General features: G+C 50.2%; 12 protein-coding genes. 9 read left to right on the forward strand and 3 right to left on the reverse strand.

The features are described 5' to 3' along the window. Positions 1–143 precede the first annotated feature (143 nt). Positions 144–3419, forward strand: coding sequence for a S41 family peptidase (locus tag AC5FX6_RS07245; RefSeq protein ID WP_493596357.1), 3276 nt, complete (start codon positions 144–146; stop codon positions 3417–3419). A gap of 308 nt (positions 3420–3727) precedes the next feature. Further along, on the forward strand, positions 3728–4789 hold the full coding sequence (locus AC5FX6_RS07250; RefSeq protein ID WP_493596358.1) for an ArsO family NAD(P)H-dependent flavin-containing monooxygenase: 1062 nt from the start codon (positions 3728–3730) through the stop codon (positions 4787–4789). 74 nt (positions 4790–4863) lie between these two features. On the opposite strand, the gene AC5FX6_RS07255 is transcribed toward AC5FX6_RS07250, so the two are convergent. Then, positions 4864–5631, reverse strand: coding sequence for an oxygenase MpaB family protein (locus tag AC5FX6_RS07255; RefSeq protein ID WP_493596359.1), 768 nt, complete (start codon positions 5629–5631; stop codon positions 4864–4866). Between the two features lie 254 nt (positions 5632–5885). Here AC5FX6_RS07255 and AC5FX6_RS07260 point away from each other — a divergent pair, with 254 nt between their 5' ends. Beyond that, positions 5886–6746, forward strand: a complete 861-nt coding sequence (locus AC5FX6_RS07260) for a bestrophin family protein (RefSeq protein ID WP_493596360.1) — start codon at positions 5886–5888, stop codon at positions 6744–6746. A 70-nt stretch (positions 6747–6816) separates the two neighbouring features. Further along, positions 6817–7047: a DUF3820 family protein gene (locus tag AC5FX6_RS07265; RefSeq protein WP_493596361.1), complete on the forward strand. Its 231-nt coding sequence runs from the start codon at positions 6817–6819 to the stop codon at positions 7045–7047. An 8-nt stretch (positions 7048–7055) separates the two neighbouring features. Here AC5FX6_RS07265 and AC5FX6_RS07270 read toward each other — a convergent pair whose 3' ends face one another. Beyond that, positions 7056–7454: a DUF4268 domain-containing protein gene (locus AC5FX6_RS07270; protein ID WP_493596362.1), complete on the reverse strand. Its 399-nt coding sequence runs from the start codon at positions 7452–7454 to the stop codon at positions 7056–7058. Positions 7455–7630: 176 nt separating this feature from the next. On the opposite strand from AC5FX6_RS07270, the gene AC5FX6_RS07275 reads away from it, so the two are divergent. Continuing rightward, positions 7631–8272, forward strand: a complete 642-nt coding sequence (locus tag AC5FX6_RS07275) for a dioxygenase family protein (protein ID WP_493596363.1) — start codon at positions 7631–7633, stop codon at positions 8270–8272. 134 nt (positions 8273–8406) lie between these two features. Then, positions 8407–9861, forward strand: a complete 1455-nt coding sequence (locus tag AC5FX6_RS07280; protein WP_493596364.1) for a M48 family metalloprotease — start codon at positions 8407–8409, stop codon at positions 9859–9861. A 96-nt stretch (positions 9862–9957) separates the two neighbouring features. On the opposite strand, the gene AC5FX6_RS07285 is transcribed toward AC5FX6_RS07280, so the two are convergent. After that, the gene (locus AC5FX6_RS07285; protein ID WP_493596365.1) at positions 9958–12777 is read right to left on the reverse strand and encodes an alpha-amylase family glycosyl hydrolase; all 2820 of its coding nucleotides are present in this window, start codon (positions 12775–12777) and stop codon (positions 9958–9960) included. Between the two features lie 220 nt (positions 12778–12997). Between AC5FX6_RS07285 and AC5FX6_RS07290 the strand changes: the two genes are divergently transcribed. The 3 genes from AC5FX6_RS07290 to AC5FX6_RS07300 all read left to right on the forward strand — a co-directional run bounded on the left by AC5FX6_RS07290 (position 12998) and on the right by AC5FX6_RS07300 (position 18047). Further along, positions 12998–13573: an RNA polymerase sigma factor gene (locus tag AC5FX6_RS07290; protein WP_493596366.1), complete on the forward strand. Its 576-nt coding sequence runs from the start codon at positions 12998–13000 to the stop codon at positions 13571–13573. Positions 13574–13701: 128 nt separating this feature from the next. Then, on the forward strand, positions 13702–14736 hold the full coding sequence (locus tag AC5FX6_RS07295; protein ID WP_493596367.1) for a FecR family protein: 1035 nt from the start codon (positions 13702–13704) through the stop codon (positions 14734–14736). A gap of 17 nt (positions 14737–14753) precedes the next feature. Next, a complete protein-coding gene (locus AC5FX6_RS07300; RefSeq protein WP_493596368.1) occupies positions 14754–18047 on the forward strand; it encodes a SusC/RagA family TonB-linked outer membrane protein in 3294 nt (1097 codons plus the stop codon). The last annotated feature ends 8 nt before the right edge of the window (positions 18048–18055 follow it).

Consider the following 18055-nt stretch of genomic DNA (forward strand, 5'->3'; position numbering starts at 1 on the left):
GCGTATGCCTGAGGGGTGAGAGTGGTTTATCTCAGAATAACTGAAGCAATCAAACTCGACTTGTCTCAAAGCCAAAACAGTTTTGTCCAAACACTAAAAATTCCCCACATCTTCCTTAAATTAGGGCTTTCAATCCGAACCCTATGATCAAAAAATTTGCTCTAGCAGCACTGCTCGCCACTGGATCGGCGCTGTCAGTTGCTGCGCAGGACGCACCCTCCTGGTTGCGTTACCCGGCTATCTCCCCTGATGGCAAGACCATTGTTTTCACGTACAAAGGCGACCTCTATACTGTTCCGGCGGCAGGCGGCAATGCTATACCGCTTACCCTGCACGAGGCGCATGATTTTATGCCGGTGTGGAGCCACGACGGTAAGTCGATCGCTTTCGCCAGCGACCGTTACGGCAACTTCGACATCTTCGTGATGCCGGCCACGGGCGGAACGGCCCAGCGCGTAACGCACCATTCGGCCAACGAATTCCCGTATGAGTTCAGCGCTGACAACAAGACCATCTACTTTGGTTCTAACCGTCTGGATGCGGCCAGCAACCGCCAGTTCCCAACCGCATCACAGCCGGAGCTGTACCAGGTGGCAGTTTCCGGAGGCCGCGTAACACAGGTACTCACCACGCCAGCCGAAGAAGTGAAACTGAGCCGCGATGGCAGCAAAATGCTTTACCAGGACAAAAAAGGCGGCGAAAATACCTGGCGCAAGCACCACGTATCGTCTGTGGCCCGCGACATCTGGGTATACGACACCAAAAGCGGCAAGCATACTAAACTGACCACCTACGAAGGCGAAGACCGCAACCCGGTTTTTGCTGACAACGACAAAACCATTTACTACCTGAGCGAAGCCAGCGGCACGTTCAATGTGTATAAGATGGCAGCGCAAGGTCCTGTTAAGCCAGAGCAGGTCACTAACTTCGAGAAGCACCCGGTGCGCTTCCTGACTGCCGCCAACGACGGCACGCTCAGCTTCAGCCAGAATGGCGAACTCTATACCAAGAAGGCAAACGGACAGGCGCAGAAAGTAAACATCCGCATTGCCACCGACGCGAAAAGCAATAATGAAAACATTCTTTCTGTGGGCGACGGCATTCGTGACCTGGCCGTGTCGCCTAATGGCAAGGAAGTAGCTTTCATTTATCGCGGTGAAGTGTTTGTGAGTGCTGTCGAAGGTTCGGTGACCAAGCGCATTACCAACACGCCGGAGCAGGAGCGCAGTGTGAGCTTCTCGCCGGATGGCAAGTCGTTACTCTACGCCAGCGAGCGCGGCAAAAGCTGGAAGATCTACAAGACAGATATCGTACGTTCGGAGGAGCCTTATTTCTATGCTTCTACCCTATTGAAGGAAACGGCCCTGATCGAAAACGACAAGGAAAATTACGATCCGCAGTATTCGCCGGATGGCAAAGAAGTCGCTTTCCTGGAAAACCGCATGACCCTGAAAGTGCTCAACCTGGCCAGCAAGCAGGTACGCACCATTCTGAACACGAACGAGCTGTTCTCCATGCGCGACAACGACCAGTACTTTACCTGGAGTCCGGATGGCAAGTGGCTATTGTTTGAGTACTCTGAGCCGGGCTTCGCTAATGGTGAGGTAGGTATTATTGCGGCAGACGGCAAAGGCAAGAAGGTTAACCTGACCGAAAGCGGCTACAGCGACTTCGCTCCGAAGTGGATGATGGGCGGCAAAATGATGATCTGGAACAGCACCCGCGACGGTATGCGTGCCCAGGCCAACAGCGGCGGCGCACAGGCCGACGTGTATGCCCTGTTCTTCACCCAGGATGCCTTCGATAAGTATAGACTTAGCAAAGAGGATTACGCACTGCTGAAGGAGCAGGAAGAGAAAGCAGCCAAAGAAAAGGAGAAGGAAAAAGAGCAGGAGAAAAATAAGAAGAAAGCCAAGAAAGAAGAGACTGCCAAAAAAGAAGACCTGCAGATCGACTGGGAAGGCATCAACTACCGCAAGGCAAAACTGACGCTGCATTCATCCAGTTTGTCGGATGCCCTGGTATCCAAAGACGGTGAGACGCTTTACTACCTGGCCAAGTTTGAGAAAGGCTTCAACCTGTGGTCGACGAGCCTGCGCTCCAAGGAAACCAAAATGCTGGTAACCCTGAACGCGAATCGTGCCCGTATGGTATGGGACAAAGAGCAGAAAAATATCTTCCTGGAGTCGGATGGAAAGATCGTGAAGCTCGACCCAAGCAACAGCAAGCAGGAGACGGTGAAGATAGACGGTGAGATGAACCTGGATGTAGCCGCTGAGCGTGCCTTCATGTTTGAACACGTATGGCGCCGCACCAAGCAGACCTTCTACACCGCCGGTTACCACGGCGCTAAATGGGACGAGCTGAAGGCCGATTACGAAGCCTATCTGCCGCACATCAGCAACGACCACGAGTTTTCTGAGATGTTGAGCGAACTGCTAGGCGAACTCAACGTGTCACACTCCGGCTCGAGCTACAGCAAAAACGATCCGAATGGCGACGCTACTGCTTCGCTGGGTATTTTCTACGACCAGACTTATACCGGCAACGGCATCAAGCTGGACGAAGTGATCGTGGGTGGACCGCTGAACAAGGCCGGACTGAACCTGAAGGCAGGCATGATCATCGAGAAAATCGATGGTGAAACCATTACCCCAGACAAAGACCTGGCGCAGTTCCTGAACCGCAAGGCTGGTAAAAACACCTTGCTCACGGTGACGGATGCCAACGGCAAAAACAGAAGGGACATTACCGTGAAGCCGATCTCACAGGGTGAAGAGAATACGCTACTTTACAAGCGCTGGGTGCGTCGTAATGCGGATGAAGTGGATCGTTTGAGCAACGGTCAACTGGGCTATGTGCACATACCGGGCATGAACGACCCGAGCTACCGCACCGTGTATGAAGAAGTGATGGGCAAATACGCCAACCGTAAAGGCATGGTAGTAGACACCCGTAACAACGGCGGCGGTGACCTGGTAGCCGACTTGGCCATGTTCCTGAGCGGCAAAAAGTTCCTGGACTACACCACGGATACCCGCTCTGCCGGTTTCGAGCCGTCTTTCCGCTGGACCAAGCCAAGCATCGCACTGGCCAACGAAGCCAACTACAGCGACGGCCACTGCTTCGCCTTCAGCTACATCGACCTGAAACTGGGCAAGCTGGTAGGGATGCCGGTACCGGGTACCTGTACCTTCGCCGGCTGGGAAATGCTGCAGAACGGTAGCGTGCGCTGGGGTGTACCACCACTGGGCGTGAAGGACATCCAAGGCCAGTACCTGGAGAACCTACAGACCGAGCCGGACGTGAAAGTGATGAACGAATACGAGCTGGTGAGCAAAGGCAAGGACCAGCAACTGGAGGCAGCCGTAAAAGAGTTGCTTAAGGATATTGAAGCACAGGGAAGCGCGCAGAAGTAAGCTACCCCTAGTCATAGCAAAAAGCCCCGGCCCTGGTCGGGGCTTTTTGTTTTAGGTATAGGCTATGTTGTAATACATGGGCTATACCTGGTATACCTTAATCGTACTTCATGCATCATGCCATTTACTTCTCTCCGGTATACAAGCAACAATTTAAGGTCAAAATAATCAGCCCCATCTGTCATCCCGACGAAAGAAGAGTTCTGAATTAAATTAAAACCTAGCACCACTCCAGATTTCTCGCTTTGCTCGAAATGACATAAAAAGCTTAAATACCGTATCTTTCCCACACAAACAGCTTACCTGACATGCAGACGATCTATGACACCATCGTAATCGGCGGTGGGCAGAGCGCCCTGGCCTGCGCCTACTACCTGAACCGTGCGAAGCTCCATTATATCTTACTCGACGATCAGCCGGCACCAGGCGCTTCGTGGCGCAATTACTGGGATTCGCTCACGCTCTTCTCCCCTGCCGCTTTCAGTAGTTTGCCAGGCTGGCTTATGCCTGAGAGCAAAGGCGAGTTTCCTTCCCGTGCTGAAGTAGTTTCCTATCTGACGCAGTACGAACACAGGTATAAAGTGCCCGTCGAGCGGCCGGTGCAGGTGCAGGACGTCTGTTTTCGGGAAGATGTTTTTGAGATTAAAAGTGCTGATAAAACTTACCGTACCCGCACCGTCATCAGTGCAACAGGTTCGTTCCGCAAGCCCTTTATACCTGACTATCCGGATGCAGATAAGTTTGAAGGCCAGCAAATGCACTCCGCTGCCTATAAAAACCCGGATGGCTTTGCCGGGAAACGGGTACTTGTAGTGGGTGGCGGCAATTCAGGTGCTCAGATCCTGGCCGAGGTTTCTAAAGTAGCGGATACTACCTGGGTGACTTTAAAAGAAGTGACCTATCTGCCCGATGATGTGGATGGCCGTGTCCTGTTCGACCAGGCATCAGCTAAGTACTACGCCATGCAGAAAGGTGAAGCGCTTGATCCGTCCAGGTATAGCCTGGGCAGCATTGTGATGGTGCCGCCGGTAAAAGAAGCCCGGGACCGTGGCGTACTTAAAACAGTGAGGCCTTTTAAAAGCTTTTACAAAGATGGTGTCATTTGGGCGAATGGAAAAAAGGAGCCGATCGATGCCGTGATCTGGTGCACAGGTTTCCGATATGCGCTGGACCACCTCTCCTGTCTGCAACTGGTAGCTGATAATAAAGGTCGCATAGAAGTAAAAGGCACGCAGGTCGCGCAACAGCCAGGACTCTGGTTAGTAGGATACGGCAACTGGACAGGCTTCGCTTCAGCCACCCTTATTGGCGTAGGTCGCAGCGCCCGGCAAACGGTAACAGAGATTCAGGATTTTCTGAACAAGGTATAGCCAGCACAATTTAACATAATTCACAAACTAAAAACCTTCTGTTATCCAGTCCTCTACTTTACCTGCTAACGTGACTACCAGGCCGGTGCGTTATCAAGCGCTTTAATTTCCTTTTTGTAGGCAGACGGCAGAATAACAGATTTAAGCAGCCACTCGGCCTTAAAGAACCTGCTCAGTTTGTAAGCGGCCAACACCGGGCGCAACAGGGAAAAACTAGTAAGGCCTAATTGCCCCCGCACCAGAGTCGGAACGATTAGTTTCTGCCCTTCCAGCAACAACCTATACCTGATGGGGCCCAGGTGCTTGCGATACTGCTTGTACAGGTCAGTAGTGAAGTGACTAGCCGCCAGGTTTTCCGCTAAGTGCTGTTGTCGCATGGGCAGCCAGGTTTGATAATTCTCGGGCAAACCCTGCAGTCCCATCCGGGAACCAACCCGCCAGAACACCTCGAACACATTTTCCTTTTCTGCTTCAGTTAAAGGCCGTTCCAGCAGCTCAAACGAACGGATAGAATAATCGATCAGCATGAAAAGCACATCCCGGTAAGCCCAGTCAGGTATCGCCATGCCCCGCTTAGACTCTACCCCGGCATGGATCTTTGCCATTGTGTCGATTGCCTTGTGCGCCCCTTCCATACTGGAAAACACAATTTGCCGGGCATAGCCTACCGTGGAGAACAAGCGTCCCAACGGATCAGCGGGTAGCCGTCCGGTGAAGTAGAGCCAGTCCACTGCCTTGTTGAGCGCAAATTCGGCTGAGGCGCCTGCGAAAATGAACAGGATCGTGTCGCCCTTTCCCCAGATCTCACGCACCACACTATCTTGCTTTACAAAGTATTCCATAGTAAGAGAACAAAGGTATTGCTCAAATTGTGCTGACAGGTATATTATTTACTAACATGCAGGTATGGCATTACCCAACTGAAGTATATACAACTGACAATCAAAAACATAGATAAATTAATATACTTATTTTTAGATGCAGTGCTTGCACATTAAAAAAATTTGTATTTATCTTTAGGCTCAACTTTTAGCCGAGCTGAACCCCGCTTAGCCCGCCCGCTCACTTAGGGACGGGCTAAGCGGATTTCTTTTTTATGATCAACTACAACCCCAAAGACTGGTTCGTTTTCATTTTCCGTTTCTCGAAGGCTGATACCTTCAGGAGACTTATGCCCCTCATGCTGGCCGTGGGAGCTTACTCTGGTCTGGTGGCATATGTGGAACTCAACTTTCTTAATCTTGCTGAAACACAGTACATCCGCAATGTAGGCATGATGCACGGGGTATTGGGTTTTGTTATCTCGCTGCTCCTTGTGTTTCGCACCAACACTGCTTACGATCGCTGGTGGGAAGGACGCAAAATATGGGGAGGACTCACGAACAGTTCGCGCAACCTGGCCATTAAGCTGCAGGCTATTTCCACTGACAAAGAAGACCGACGCTTCTTCCGACTCATGATCCCGAACTATGCCTTCGCCCTCAAATGCCTCTTACGCGAAAACGAGGACTTCCGAGAATTGGATCCAGTGCTTGATCTCAAGAAAGAGAAGCACCTGCCTAACCAAGTGGCAACTGGCCTATACAAACGCCTAAATGCCATGTACACAGAGGGCAAAATTGAGACTGCCCAGATGCTGGTGCTCAACGAAGACATAAAAGCGCTGACCGATCACTGTGGAGCTTGCGAGCGCATCAAGAACACGCCTATACCTTTTACTTATAGCGTGTTCATTAAGAAGTTTATTTTCTTTTATGTGATGACACTGCCTTTCGGCTGGGTGTTCAGCCTGGGTTACTATGTCATACCGGTCGTTATTCTGATCCTGTATGCCTTGGCCAGTTTGGAGCTGATTGCTGAAGAGATAGAGAATCCTTTCGGCACAGACCCCAACGATTTACCCGTTGATCAAATTTGTCACAACATCCGCAAGCATGTGAGCGAAATACTGGATTAAAGCCTTCCATTATGGAAGGCTTTTTTATGCCTGCGATCTAAACCTTATCTTTAGGAAAACTACGAAGTCTATGCAACCTGACTCCTCCATGCTCACAGAGCTGGTCCGAATGAAAATGCCCTTCGGCAAATACAAGGACACGGTGCTTTGTTATTTGCCTGTCTCATACCTGGAGTGGTTTGCCCGTGAGGGCTTTCCACCTGGCAAGCTCGGCATGTTACTGGCGACGCTCTATGAGATCAAGATCAATGGACTGGAGTATTTGCTCGATCCTTTGAAGCGGCAGGCCCGCATGCGCTAGGGCTATCCCTATCGCAGCTCGTCAAAACTGTATTTGGCATCGCTCCAGAAGGCATCCAGGGCGATAATGCGGGGTTTGAAAAATGAAATAAGCGCCGGCCAGTCATCCTGGTTAAAAACACTCACTCCTTTTAGTTCTGTGTAGATGCGGCTAATCACTTTTCCGTATTCGTCTACCGTGTGCAGATCCCAGTTCCACTCCTCTCCTAGAGTATCGTGCAGGAGCTCCTTCATGGCTTCAAACTGCTCAAAGAACATTTGCTGGATTTCAGAGTCCGGCTGTACCATCTCAATGGCAATGGAAGCTTGCTTTTTGTCAGCCTGCATGCGGAAGTATACGTTCTTCAAGCCTGTCTTATAGTTGATCCAGTTGGTGGGCATACCTTCCGCGGAAAGGACTGGGGACATGTACTGCCCGAAAGCTGTCCAGAATGCCTGCTTAAGTTTTGACGCTTGTTCCCGTGTGTACATATGGCAAAATTGGTGATTGTAGAGGTAAATAACAAAGTGAATGAGAATGAACAAATTCGCCTTATACCATAGTGAATACGTAAACAGGATAGTATACCTGTTCTGCAACATCCATGATAAAAACGATTCTGCTATACTTCTGGCTAATCACTGCGGCCAGCTGTCACGCACAGGACAACAGGGAAGCACAAAAGCTTGCCCGTCGTATAGGAGGGCCTTGTGAAGGATGCGAAGCATTGCACGAGTATGGCGATAAACAGCTCAGCCCAACTGATACACTTCCGGCTTTTCAAACTACTGCGCAAAACAAGCTAAAAGTGACGGGCACCGTCTACCTGCCCGATGGCAGAACTCCGGCGCAGGATGTGATCCTGTACATTTACCACACAGACGAAACTGGGATTTACCCTAAAAAGGGAAAAGAGGAAGGCTGGGCCAGGCGACACGGTTATTTAAGAGGCTGGATCCGGACTGGGGCTGATGGCAGGTATACATTCTATACCACTAAGCCCGGTTCCTACCCGTCCAGAACAGAGCCTGCCCACATCCATATCACCGTCAAGGAACCTGACATGAACGAATACTACCTGGATGATTTTCTGTTTGAAGATGACCCTTTGCTCACGCAGCAAGTACGTGCATCGCGCAATGGCCGGGGTGGAAACGGCATCATGGCCCTCAGCCGCGAAGGCAACCTGCTGGTCGCGAAAAGAGATATCATCTTGGGTCAAAATATACCGGACTATACCCGTTAGCAAATCGCTCCTGAAAATGCGTAACAGGCTCTTGCCGCAACTTAAAAATTGTATTATCGTTGCTTGTTACATATTCAGTCTCTGCGATATACCTGACTTTCGGGTGATATGGGGAGGCTTAAAAAGATAAAAATATGAGAAAAAACATAATATCCGGATTATTGGCATCCGTATTCCTGATAAGCAGCTCCTGCCAGACCAACCCGGTAACGGGTAAGAAAGACGTGATGTTCATGTCAGAGAGCCAGGAGATTGCCCTCGGGAAGGAAGCCGACCCACAAATAGTAGCGGAGTTTGGACTATACGAAGACCCTGCTCTGCAGCGCTTTATCAACGAGAAAGGCCAGCAAATGGCTAAAATCTCACATCGCAGCAATCTCAACTACGAATTTAAGATCGTAGACTCCCCAGTGATCAATGCCTTCGCCGTACCAGGTGGCTATGTATACTTCACCCGCGGCATCATGGCCCACTTCAACAATGAAGCACAGTTTGCAGGAGTACTTGGGCACGAGATCGGGCACATCACAGCACGCCACTCCGCCCAGCAGCAAAGCAAGTCCATACTGGCGCAGGGCGGTCTGCTGCTCGGTATGATCCTGTCGCCAACCGTAGCTCAGTATGGCCAGGAAGTTTCGCAGGGACTCGGGCTGTTGATGCTCAAGTATGGCCGCGATGCTGAACGTGAGTCTGACCGACTGGGTGTCGAGTACTCGACCAAGATTGGTTACGACGCTACGGAAATGGCTGATTTTTTCCTTACACTGCAGCGCAAGCAGGAAGAAAGCGGACAGGCGCTGCCGTCTTTCCTGTCATCGCACCCTGATCCGGGCGACCGTTACAATACAGTGCACCAACTGGCTGCAGAGGAAAAGAAGAAACAAAACCTGACCAAAGCGCAGATCAACCGCAACAATTACCTCAAAATGATTGACGGGCTTATCTACGGAGAAGACCCAAAACAGGGATTTGTGGAGAACAACGTATTCTATCACCCAGTGTTGAAGTTCCAGTACGGCATGCCTGCTAACTGGGGCTACCAGAACTCCCCGCAGCAGGTTCAAATGGGACCGAAAGACGGAAGCGCTGTGATGGTCTTAACCCTTGTTCCCGGATCAAACTTAAAAGAGGCGGCGCAGCAAGCGTTGCAGCGTTACAACTTACAGCCTGTGGAGAGCAAGGAAGTAACCGTGAACGGACTGCCAGCCATTGCAGTAGTGGCAGACCCTGCTCCGCAACAACAGCAGCAACAGCAACAGCAGCCTTTACGCACACTCACCTACTTTATACAATACGGGGGGAATATTTACAGCCTGATGGGAATCACGACGGCTCAGAACTTCAACACGTATTTTCAGCAATTCAGCAGCAGCATGCAAAGCTTCCGTGAACTGTCAGACCCTGACAAATTGAACCGACAGCCGGAGCGCATTCGCATTGTGACGGTATCGCAGAACACGACACTGGCTCAGGCGCTGCGAAGCAACAATGTCCCTGATGCCCGCCACAATGAACTGGCGGTGCTCAATGGCCTGCAATTGAGCGACCAGATCCAGTCCGGCACCATGATCAAGGTACTCAGAAAATAACCACGCCTCTACCAAAACAAAGCGCCCTGCTTCAATATTAGAAGCAGGGCGCTTTGTTTTTAGGAGGTAATAACTGACAGGTATAGAGTACCTCGTTTAGTTTTGCACCTTCAGTAGTTTGTGTACTGACTTTTTACCGCCTTGCTCTACCTGCATGTAGTAAATGCCGGCAGGTACACGCTGTAACCTTAGCTGCTCCTGGTGGCTATGCTGATGCTTCAGGAAACGAACTTGCTGCAATTGACGGCCCGTCATATCTACTAGTTGTACCTGCACAGGTCCACGGTAGTCGCCTTCCAGGTGCAACACGGTAGCTTCCTGCATGGGGTTCGGGTATACGCTTATACCTCTTTCAGCCAGTTCCTCTTCAGCTGACAGCACCAGACCCTGCCATGGCACAAGGCCTGGCTTCGGTGTTTCTAGCTTTTTGGTGGTATAAATATGAAACTCGCCCGGCTGCAGTTCCATTGCCTGACCCGGGTCTGTGATGTTGTTTTCTCTACCGGTGAAATAATCATACCACACCCCGGCAATCGGGAAATTAGCATTCATCGGCTGTGCCTTCACATCAAAGTTCCCGATTATAAATACCCGCATATCCTCATGATAAAGGGAGATGCGTTTTACGTGACCACTCAGCTGCAGGTCAAAATCGTCGGTGCTGAAAGCCGGTTCGTTCAGTTTCAATTTGATCAGTTCGGCGTATACCTGGTAGAGCTTCTGACGATCCGGCTGCTGCTGATACTCCCAGCGGATTGGCTTTTTACCAGTACGGCCGTTTTCGTTGATCGGAACTTCATAACCCAGTTCTCCAAACTGCCACATCATCTTCGGGCCAGGTATAGGAAAGAAGAAGGCGGCAGCCAGTTTAGAACGATCGAGGGCAGTGCTCAGGGTACGGGTATTGTAACTGCCATTGCGGTTACCGTAGTTGAGCACGTCATACATAATGCGTTCCTCATCGTGGCTTTCCATGTACCCGATCAAATGGGGATTATCCCAAGAGCGGTTTTTATAAGAAATCCCCTGCGGATTGGCCAGTACCCCTTTTGCCATATTGAGGTAGTCGTGGTTATAGTTGCCCCAGAACATCATGCCGTAATTGGACAGTTCTTTTTCTTCCTGGTTGTCGGCAAAGTGCTCCAGTATTACATAGGCCGTTTCATCATAGCTTCTGATCTCGTTATAAATGCGCTTCCAGGTGGCGACGCGGCTGGCATCGTATGCACTCCAGGCATTTACGTTTTCACCGGTATTTTTTTGAGTGAAACCCTTTGAGAGGTCAAAGCGGTAGCCGTCTATGTTGTACTCTTCTATCCAGTGGCGGTTCACACGCTCCACCAGGGCCTTAGTGGCTTCGCTCTCGTGGTTGAAATCGAAAAACACACTGAAAGGATGCGTGGCACGCTGGTTAAAGAACGGGCTGTTGGCAGCCGGCTGGTTGCCGTCCCAATACATTTTCACATACGGATACTCGTAATCCGCCTGATTGAGCACAATGTCCAGAATTACGGCAATACCCATTTCGTGCGCCTTGTCTATGAAAGCTTTCAGGTCGTTCTTGGTGCCATACGCTTTGTCGGGCGCAAAAAAGAAGATCGGGTTATAACCCCAGGAATCGTTACCGGAAAATTCCATCACCGGCATCAACTCAATGGCGTTCACGCCGAGGCGCTTCAGGTAGGTGAGCGTATCTGCCAGCACTTTGTAATTGCGGGCTTCAATGAAGTCACGCACATGCAGTTCATAGATCACCAGGTTCTCCGGATCAGGCCTTTCAAAGTCGGTCACTTTCCAGGTATAGCTCTGCTGGTTTGTTTGCAGGATCGATACGATGCCCTGGGCTCCTTCCGGGTATGCTTTTAGGTTAGGATAGGTGCTGGCAGGTATGTACTGGTCCATAGCCGGGTCCAGAATCTTTTCAGTATAAGGGTCGGCAACGGCAAGTGTACCATCCACCAGGTACTGGTAGGCTACTTCCTGCCCCACTGGCAGACCCGAGAGTTCGATCCAGTAGCGGTTGCCATCAGGTGTGCGTTTCATGAGGTACTCCTGTCTGCTCTCCCAATTGTTAAACTCCCCGATGGCATATACAAAGCTCTTGTGTGGCGCATACAGCACCAGGGTAGCGCTGGTGGCACCGGTATAGTTCACACCATCCTGCATACCGTTTGGCAGGGCTGCTACTGTCGGTTGAGGCTTCACACGGAAGGTAAAGCTTTCGGTAGCAGTGGCCTCGCCTTGCTTAGCCTCGATGGTAACAGTGCGCAGTACACCTTGCTGGTTGCCAGCATTGATGCTCGTCTGTATAGCGTCGGTATTGTTGGCGCTGTAGACAACCGTGTTGTCCAGCTTTACGGTTACGTTAGCACTGTTGGAGATGACAGCCCGCACAGGTATAGCACTGTTGGCCTCCACAAAAAAGTTTCGCTGCTCAGGTTCGCGTAGGGCTATCTGCAGGCTTCCGTCATAGATCTGGATAATAAAGTCTTCGGTTTGGGCAGTGCCGTTGCCATTCTTGAGTAGCAGGCCCAATTTATCGATGGTCTGGCCGGCGGGTACTCCAAAGTATGTTCGGGGCGTGAGTTTAATCTGCCAGCGGTCGTTCCCAAGCGAGGTCATCTTGCCCGGATTAAAAGGCTGGTTGAAACTCGTTTGACCGGCCGGCTGATACTGAAAAGCATCAGTTGAGCCTACTGTTCCCGCGCCTGACCACAGGTACACATCGTCGGTCTTACCCAGCAGCCCCGTGGCCCGACCGTCTTTTGCCTGCTTTACATCAATAATGATGGTAATCTCCTGGTCGCCGTTAGGGAACTCAGGTATAGTTTGGACTGCCTGTGCCTGTACCTGCCAGGTTATACCTGCCAAGAAAACGAAAAGCACCAAAAATCGGTAGAGGTATTTGTTTGCCATAAAGGGATATAATAAATGAAAGGAATTCAGGTATACAGTAGCGCGCAGGCTGATCTTGAAGCTATAACAACAAACGCATTCACTTAAAATACGCTTATTCTTTGATTTGTATGTTATAACACCAGATAAGCTTGGATATTTTTCAGAGCTTAAAGGTATGATTTTCGATTAAATTCTAATATAATTGTTGTACTCCGTGTCAAAAACGGTGCAATCGCGCATGGATGAGCAAGAAGTTTGGGGCAGGTTTAAAGCAGGAAGCGAGAATGATTTTTCGCTGCTGTATCGTCATTTTGCCCCTATTATGCTTCGTTATGGTAACCGGATCACGCCTGACAAAGAGCTTATACGCGATTGCTTGCAACAGGTGTTCTTTTCGCTCTGGAAAAGCCGTGAATCTGTAGGTACCCCTACCAACGTGCAGCATTACCTCCTCAGGGCCATCCGAAACGAGATCATTAAAAAGGGGAATCGCGCCAAACAACATGAAACCTTGCCTGAACATTACCTCTTCGGTCTCGAGGACTCCCACGAGCAAACCATGATCCAGCTACAAACGGCCGAACTGACCCGTCAGCGGATCGCGGAGCTTCTCTCCCAGCTACCGGCCAGGCAGCGTGAGGTCATCTTCCTGAAATACTACGCCAACCTTAAGTATGATGAAATCGCCGCCATCATGAACATCGGGCAAGACTCCGTATATAAAACGACCTACAAGGCAATTGCCCGCCTCCAGCAGCTACTCACAAAGAGTTCACTCTTACTCCTTACACTCTTTTTTTTAAAAAATATCTAGCTTATTATCAACATCTTACAACAAATAAAAATTTTTTTGTAGGATGAAGGGATAATTTTGACTGTTACCGGCTCTTGTATGTAGAGCGTCCCTATTAGCTTATACTGCACATCAACAAGAAGCACGACATGAACCACGCAACAGCCACTGCCGCTGAACTGGCAGCCGACCATGACTTTATACAATGGGTCAAATACCCTACGCAGGAAGGCACGGCGTACTGGTCCGAATTCAGCGAACACTATCCTGAAAAGGCAACAGAACTTGCTGAGGCGCGTCGTATAGTGCTTTTGCTCTCACAGGAACAAGCCGATGACCTGAGTTGCTCCGATGACGTGGAAGTGGTATGGACGCAGTTACAGGATGCCATTCGTCAGGAGAAAGAGCGCGGAACCAACAATGGTCGGGTACGCTCACTTTGGGGTCTAACCCGCAATGCCTGGTTATCTGCAGCAGCTGTTATGGTAGTTCTGCTTGCCTCTGCCGCACTCATTTTCAATCTGCAAAGTAGCAAACCGGTCACTTATGCCACCACTTATGGAGAGAAGCGAATTATCCAACTTTCTGACAAATCCGTAATAGTACTTAACGCAAACTCTAGTATAACTATTCCTGAAAAGTGGGAAAAAGACAAGCCCCGAACCGTACAGTTGCGTGGTGAGGCCTTTTTTTCAGTAAAAAAACAGGCTAATAGACAGCAGTTTATCGTCACAACCAGCAAGGGTACCCAAATTAATGTACTCGGAACGGAATTTAACGTATATGACCGCGACCTGGAGGACCGAGTGGTGTTGGCAAGCGGAAAAGTAAAGCTAAGCGCCCTACAAAACGGTGAAAACAAACAGGTAGAAATGCAGCCCGGCGACCTTATAACAGTATCTGCAGCACATGGCTTCAGCCATCGTCGCGTGGAACCGGATCTATACACAGCCTGGCAGCACAACAAGATATATTTTGACAACTACACACTGCGTGAAGTAGGCACGCTGATCGAGCAGCAGTATGGCTATAAAGTTGAATTCAGTGGCAACGAGCTCCCCGGGCAGCGCATCACCGCCTTCCTGGAAGTAAAGAAGTCCGATGACATCCTTAACACACTGGCTGAGACATTTGACCTGAAAATCACCCAAAAAGAGAACACAATATACATAAGCTCACTATAAAATTAACCCCATAATCTATGCTAAATAAATCTACCAAGAGACTAGGTTCCTTTGGCCTGGCAGTGGCCCTGAGCTGCTTTCAGGTGCCGGGGACCGCTCAGGGTTATCCGGGCCCGGGTCCGAACCTTGCAGTGAACCACACCTCCGGACAGGCCCTGACGGCCAAGTCGCTCAAAGATTTGCTCAATGATCTTAAGAACTCACACGGCATACAGTTTTCATACCAGGCCAGTCTCGCTGAGGATTTGCAACTGATCGTGCCGGAGCAGAAAGACGGCGTACAAAACGTGGATGAGTTCCTGGGCACCACACTGGCCAGCAACAACCTGGCTTACAAGAAAGTGAGAGGCGTCTACATTATATCGAAAGCACGACCTGCCTCCACGACCACCACAACCGTAGTAGCCAAGCCGCGCACTGAAGTGCAGCAGGATGTACAGGTAACAGGTCGTGTACTAGACGAGAATGGCGGTACGCTTCCGGGCGTAACGGTTGTACTGAAAGGCACTACCCGTGGCACGTCCACGAACGCTAACGGAGAGTATACCCTATCTGTACCAGCCTCAGGCGGTTCACTTGTGTTTTCCTTTATTGGCTATACCACGCAGGAAGTAGCCATTGGCAATCAGTCCACCGTTAATGTGACCATGCGCCCTGATGCCCAGGCACTTCAGGAAGTTGTGGTAGTTGGTTATGGTACACAGCGTAAATCTGATATTTCAGGTGCCGTAACCGCGATTTCTTCCGAAGACTTTGTGCAGGGTCAGATCACCACACCTGAGCAGCTGATTCAGGGTAAGGTAGCCGGTGTTCAGATCACACCAAACGGTGGCGCTCCAGGCGCTGGTAGCCGCATCCGTATCCGTGGTGGTGGCTCTCTTAATGCCAACAACGATCCGCTTATCGTAATTGACGGTGTGCCGCTTGACAATTCATCAGTGTCCGGATCGGCTAACCCGCTCAGTTTCCTGAATCCGAATGACATTGAGACATTCAACATACTCAAAGACGCATCAGCTACTGCCATTTACGGCTCCCGTGCTTCAAACGGTGTAATCATCATCACCACCAAAAAAGGCACTGTCGGCCAGAAGCTGAATGTTACGTTTACAACGCAGCACTCGCTTTCTAAAGTAGGCAAAACGGTTGACGTATTATCAGCTGACGAGTTCCGTCAAGTAGTAAACGAGCAAGGCACTGCTTCGCAGATCGCACTGCTGGGCAATGCGAACACGGACTGGCAAGACCAGATCTATCAGACTGCTTATACCACAGACAACAACCTGAGCGTTGGCGGCTCGGTGGGCATACTGCCTTACCGTGTATCGCTGGGCTACCTGAATCAGGATGGTGTGTTGCGCACAGGTAACTTTAAGCGCGGTTCTATTGGTGTGAACCTGAACCCACGCTTCCTGGATGATCACCTGACAGTAAACCTGAACTATAAAGGTGCCATTACCAACAGTAAGTTCGCAGACGAAGGCGCCATCGGAGCAGCCGTGGCCATGGACCCGACACAGCCTATCATGTCTGGTAGCGACCAGTTTGGCGGTTACTTCCAGTGGCTGGATGCCAACGGGCGCTATAACCCGCTGGCCACCCGCAACCCACTCAGTATGCTGGAGCAGCGTGACGACCGCGGTGAGGTGAAACGCCACATCGGTAACGTGCAGTTGGATTACAAACTTCACTTCCTCCCGGATCTGAGAGCTAACCTTAACCTGGGTTTTGATCGCTCTAACAGCAGCGGCTCTACTTTCTATCCAGCTGATTTTGCGCCGGAGGCTCCAAACAATGGTAGAAGAACAGAGTACGAGCAGGAGAAGAAAAACACACTGGCTGACTTCTACCTGAATTATGTAAAAGACCTGACAGGTATTAACAGCCGCATCGACGCGACAGCCGGTTACTCGTTCCAGGAGTTTGAAAATGAAAGTCCGCAGTTTATCCCAACTGATGCGGATGGGTCACCGCTCAGCGACCTGGAACCAGGACTTCCAACAAATGATATCTATCGCCTTCGCTCTTACTTCGGCCGTCTGAACTACGTGTTACTCGACCGCTATATCCTGACAGGTACAGTGCGCCGTGACGGTACATCACGCTTCAGTAACGATGTGCGTTGGGGTACATTTCCAGCTCTGGCACTGGCCTGGAGAATCAATGAAGAAGCTTTCCTAAGAAACTCTCCGGCTGTGTCTGAACTGAAACTCCGTTTAGGTGTGGGTGTTACAGGTCAGCAGGACATTGGTCCATTCTTCCCATACCTACCACGCTACACCATTAGCGACAACACCGCACAATACCAGTTTGGCAACCAGTTCTACAATCTGCTGCGTCCTGAAGGATATGACGTCGACATTAAGTGGGAAGAAACTACCACTTACAATGCAGGTATAGACTTTGGCTTCGTAAATAACAGAGTGAACGGTAGCCTCGACTACTTCTTTAAAGATACACGCGACCTGTTGGCACTTGTTTCGGTTCCTGCAGGCACTAACCTCGTGAATGAGCTGATCACAAACGTAGGTAACCTGGAGACAAGAGGTCTGGAAGCAGCTCTGAACTTTGTGGCTATAGACAATGAAAAAGTGAACTGGAGCATCGGTGTAAACGGAACCTACCAAAAGCGTGAGATTACCAATCTGAGCAAGATCGAGGATCTTAACTTTGAAGGATATCCTGTAGGTACCATTGCCGGTGGTGTTGATAACAGAATTCAGATCAGAACAGTAGGATATGCACCGGATGTGTTCTATGTATACAAGCAGGTATACGATGAGCAGGGCAACCCAATCGAGGGCTTGTATGCTGACCTGAACGAAGACGGTGTTATCAGCGAAGCAGACCGTTACCGGTATAAGAAGCCTGAGCCTGACTTCTTCCTGGGCTTTAACTCTAACCTGACTTACGGCAACTTCGACCTTGGTATCGTGATGCGTGGCAGCGTGGGCAACTACATGTATAACAACGTGTACTCTAATACGGGCGCCTACCGTGGCTTTATGTTCCCTGGCTACCTGACTAACGTATCGCCAAACGTGCTGGAGACCAACTTCATGAACTACCAGCTGTTCTCTGACTACTACATGGAGAACGCTTCGTTCCTGCGTATGGAGAACATCAACTTTGGCTACAACGTGGGCCGTATCTTTAATGAGAAAGCGAATCTGCGTCTGAATGCCAACATCCAGAACCTGTTTGTGATCACCAAATACAACGGTCTTGATCCTGAGATCGCCAACGGTATAGACAATAACTTTTACCCAAGGCCGCGTGTTTATACCCTAGGTCTGACTGTTAACCTTTAATGCATCCC

It is taken from the genome of Pontibacter sp. LHS2 (assembly GCF_058932845.1).

What these genes read in the sequence shown, in the direction of transcription:
- AC5FX6_RS07245 (WP_493596357.1), top strand. Translation starts at nt 144, where the DNA reads ATGATCAAAAAATTTGCTCTAGCAGCACTGCTCGCCACTGGATCGGCG.
- AC5FX6_RS07290 (WP_493596366.1), top strand. Translation starts at nt 12,998, where the DNA reads ATGGATGAGCAAGAAGTTTGGGGCAGGTTTAAAGCAGGAAGCGAGAAT.
- AC5FX6_RS07295 (WP_493596367.1), top strand. Translation starts at nt 13,702, where the DNA reads ATGAACCACGCAACAGCCACTGCCGCTGAACTGGCAGCCGACCATGAC.
- AC5FX6_RS07255 (WP_493596359.1), bottom strand. Translation starts at nt 5,631, where the DNA reads ATGGAATACTTTGTAAAGCAAGATAGTGTGGTGCGTGAGATCTGGGGA.
- AC5FX6_RS07260 (WP_493596360.1), top strand. Translation starts at nt 5,886, where the DNA reads ATGATCAACTACAACCCCAAAGACTGGTTCGTTTTCATTTTCCGTTTC.
- AC5FX6_RS07300 (WP_493596368.1), top strand. Translation starts at nt 14,754, where the DNA reads ATGCTAAATAAATCTACCAAGAGACTAGGTTCCTTTGGCCTGGCAGTG.
- AC5FX6_RS07250 (WP_493596358.1), top strand. Translation starts at nt 3,728, where the DNA reads ATGCAGACGATCTATGACACCATCGTAATCGGCGGTGGGCAGAGCGCC.
- AC5FX6_RS07275 (WP_493596363.1), top strand. Translation starts at nt 7,631, where the DNA reads ATGATAAAAACGATTCTGCTATACTTCTGGCTAATCACTGCGGCCAGC.
- AC5FX6_RS07270 (WP_493596362.1), bottom strand. Translation starts at nt 7,454, where the DNA reads ATGTCCCCAGTCCTTTCCGCGGAAGGTATGCCCACCAACTGGATCAAC.
- AC5FX6_RS07280 (WP_493596364.1), top strand. Translation starts at nt 8,407, where the DNA reads ATGAGAAAAAACATAATATCCGGATTATTGGCATCCGTATTCCTGATA.
- AC5FX6_RS07265 (WP_493596361.1), top strand. Translation starts at nt 6,817, where the DNA reads ATGCAACCTGACTCCTCCATGCTCACAGAGCTGGTCCGAATGAAAATG.
- AC5FX6_RS07285 (WP_493596365.1), bottom strand. Translation starts at nt 12,777, where the DNA reads ATGGCAAACAAATACCTCTACCGATTTTTGGTGCTTTTCGTTTTCTTG.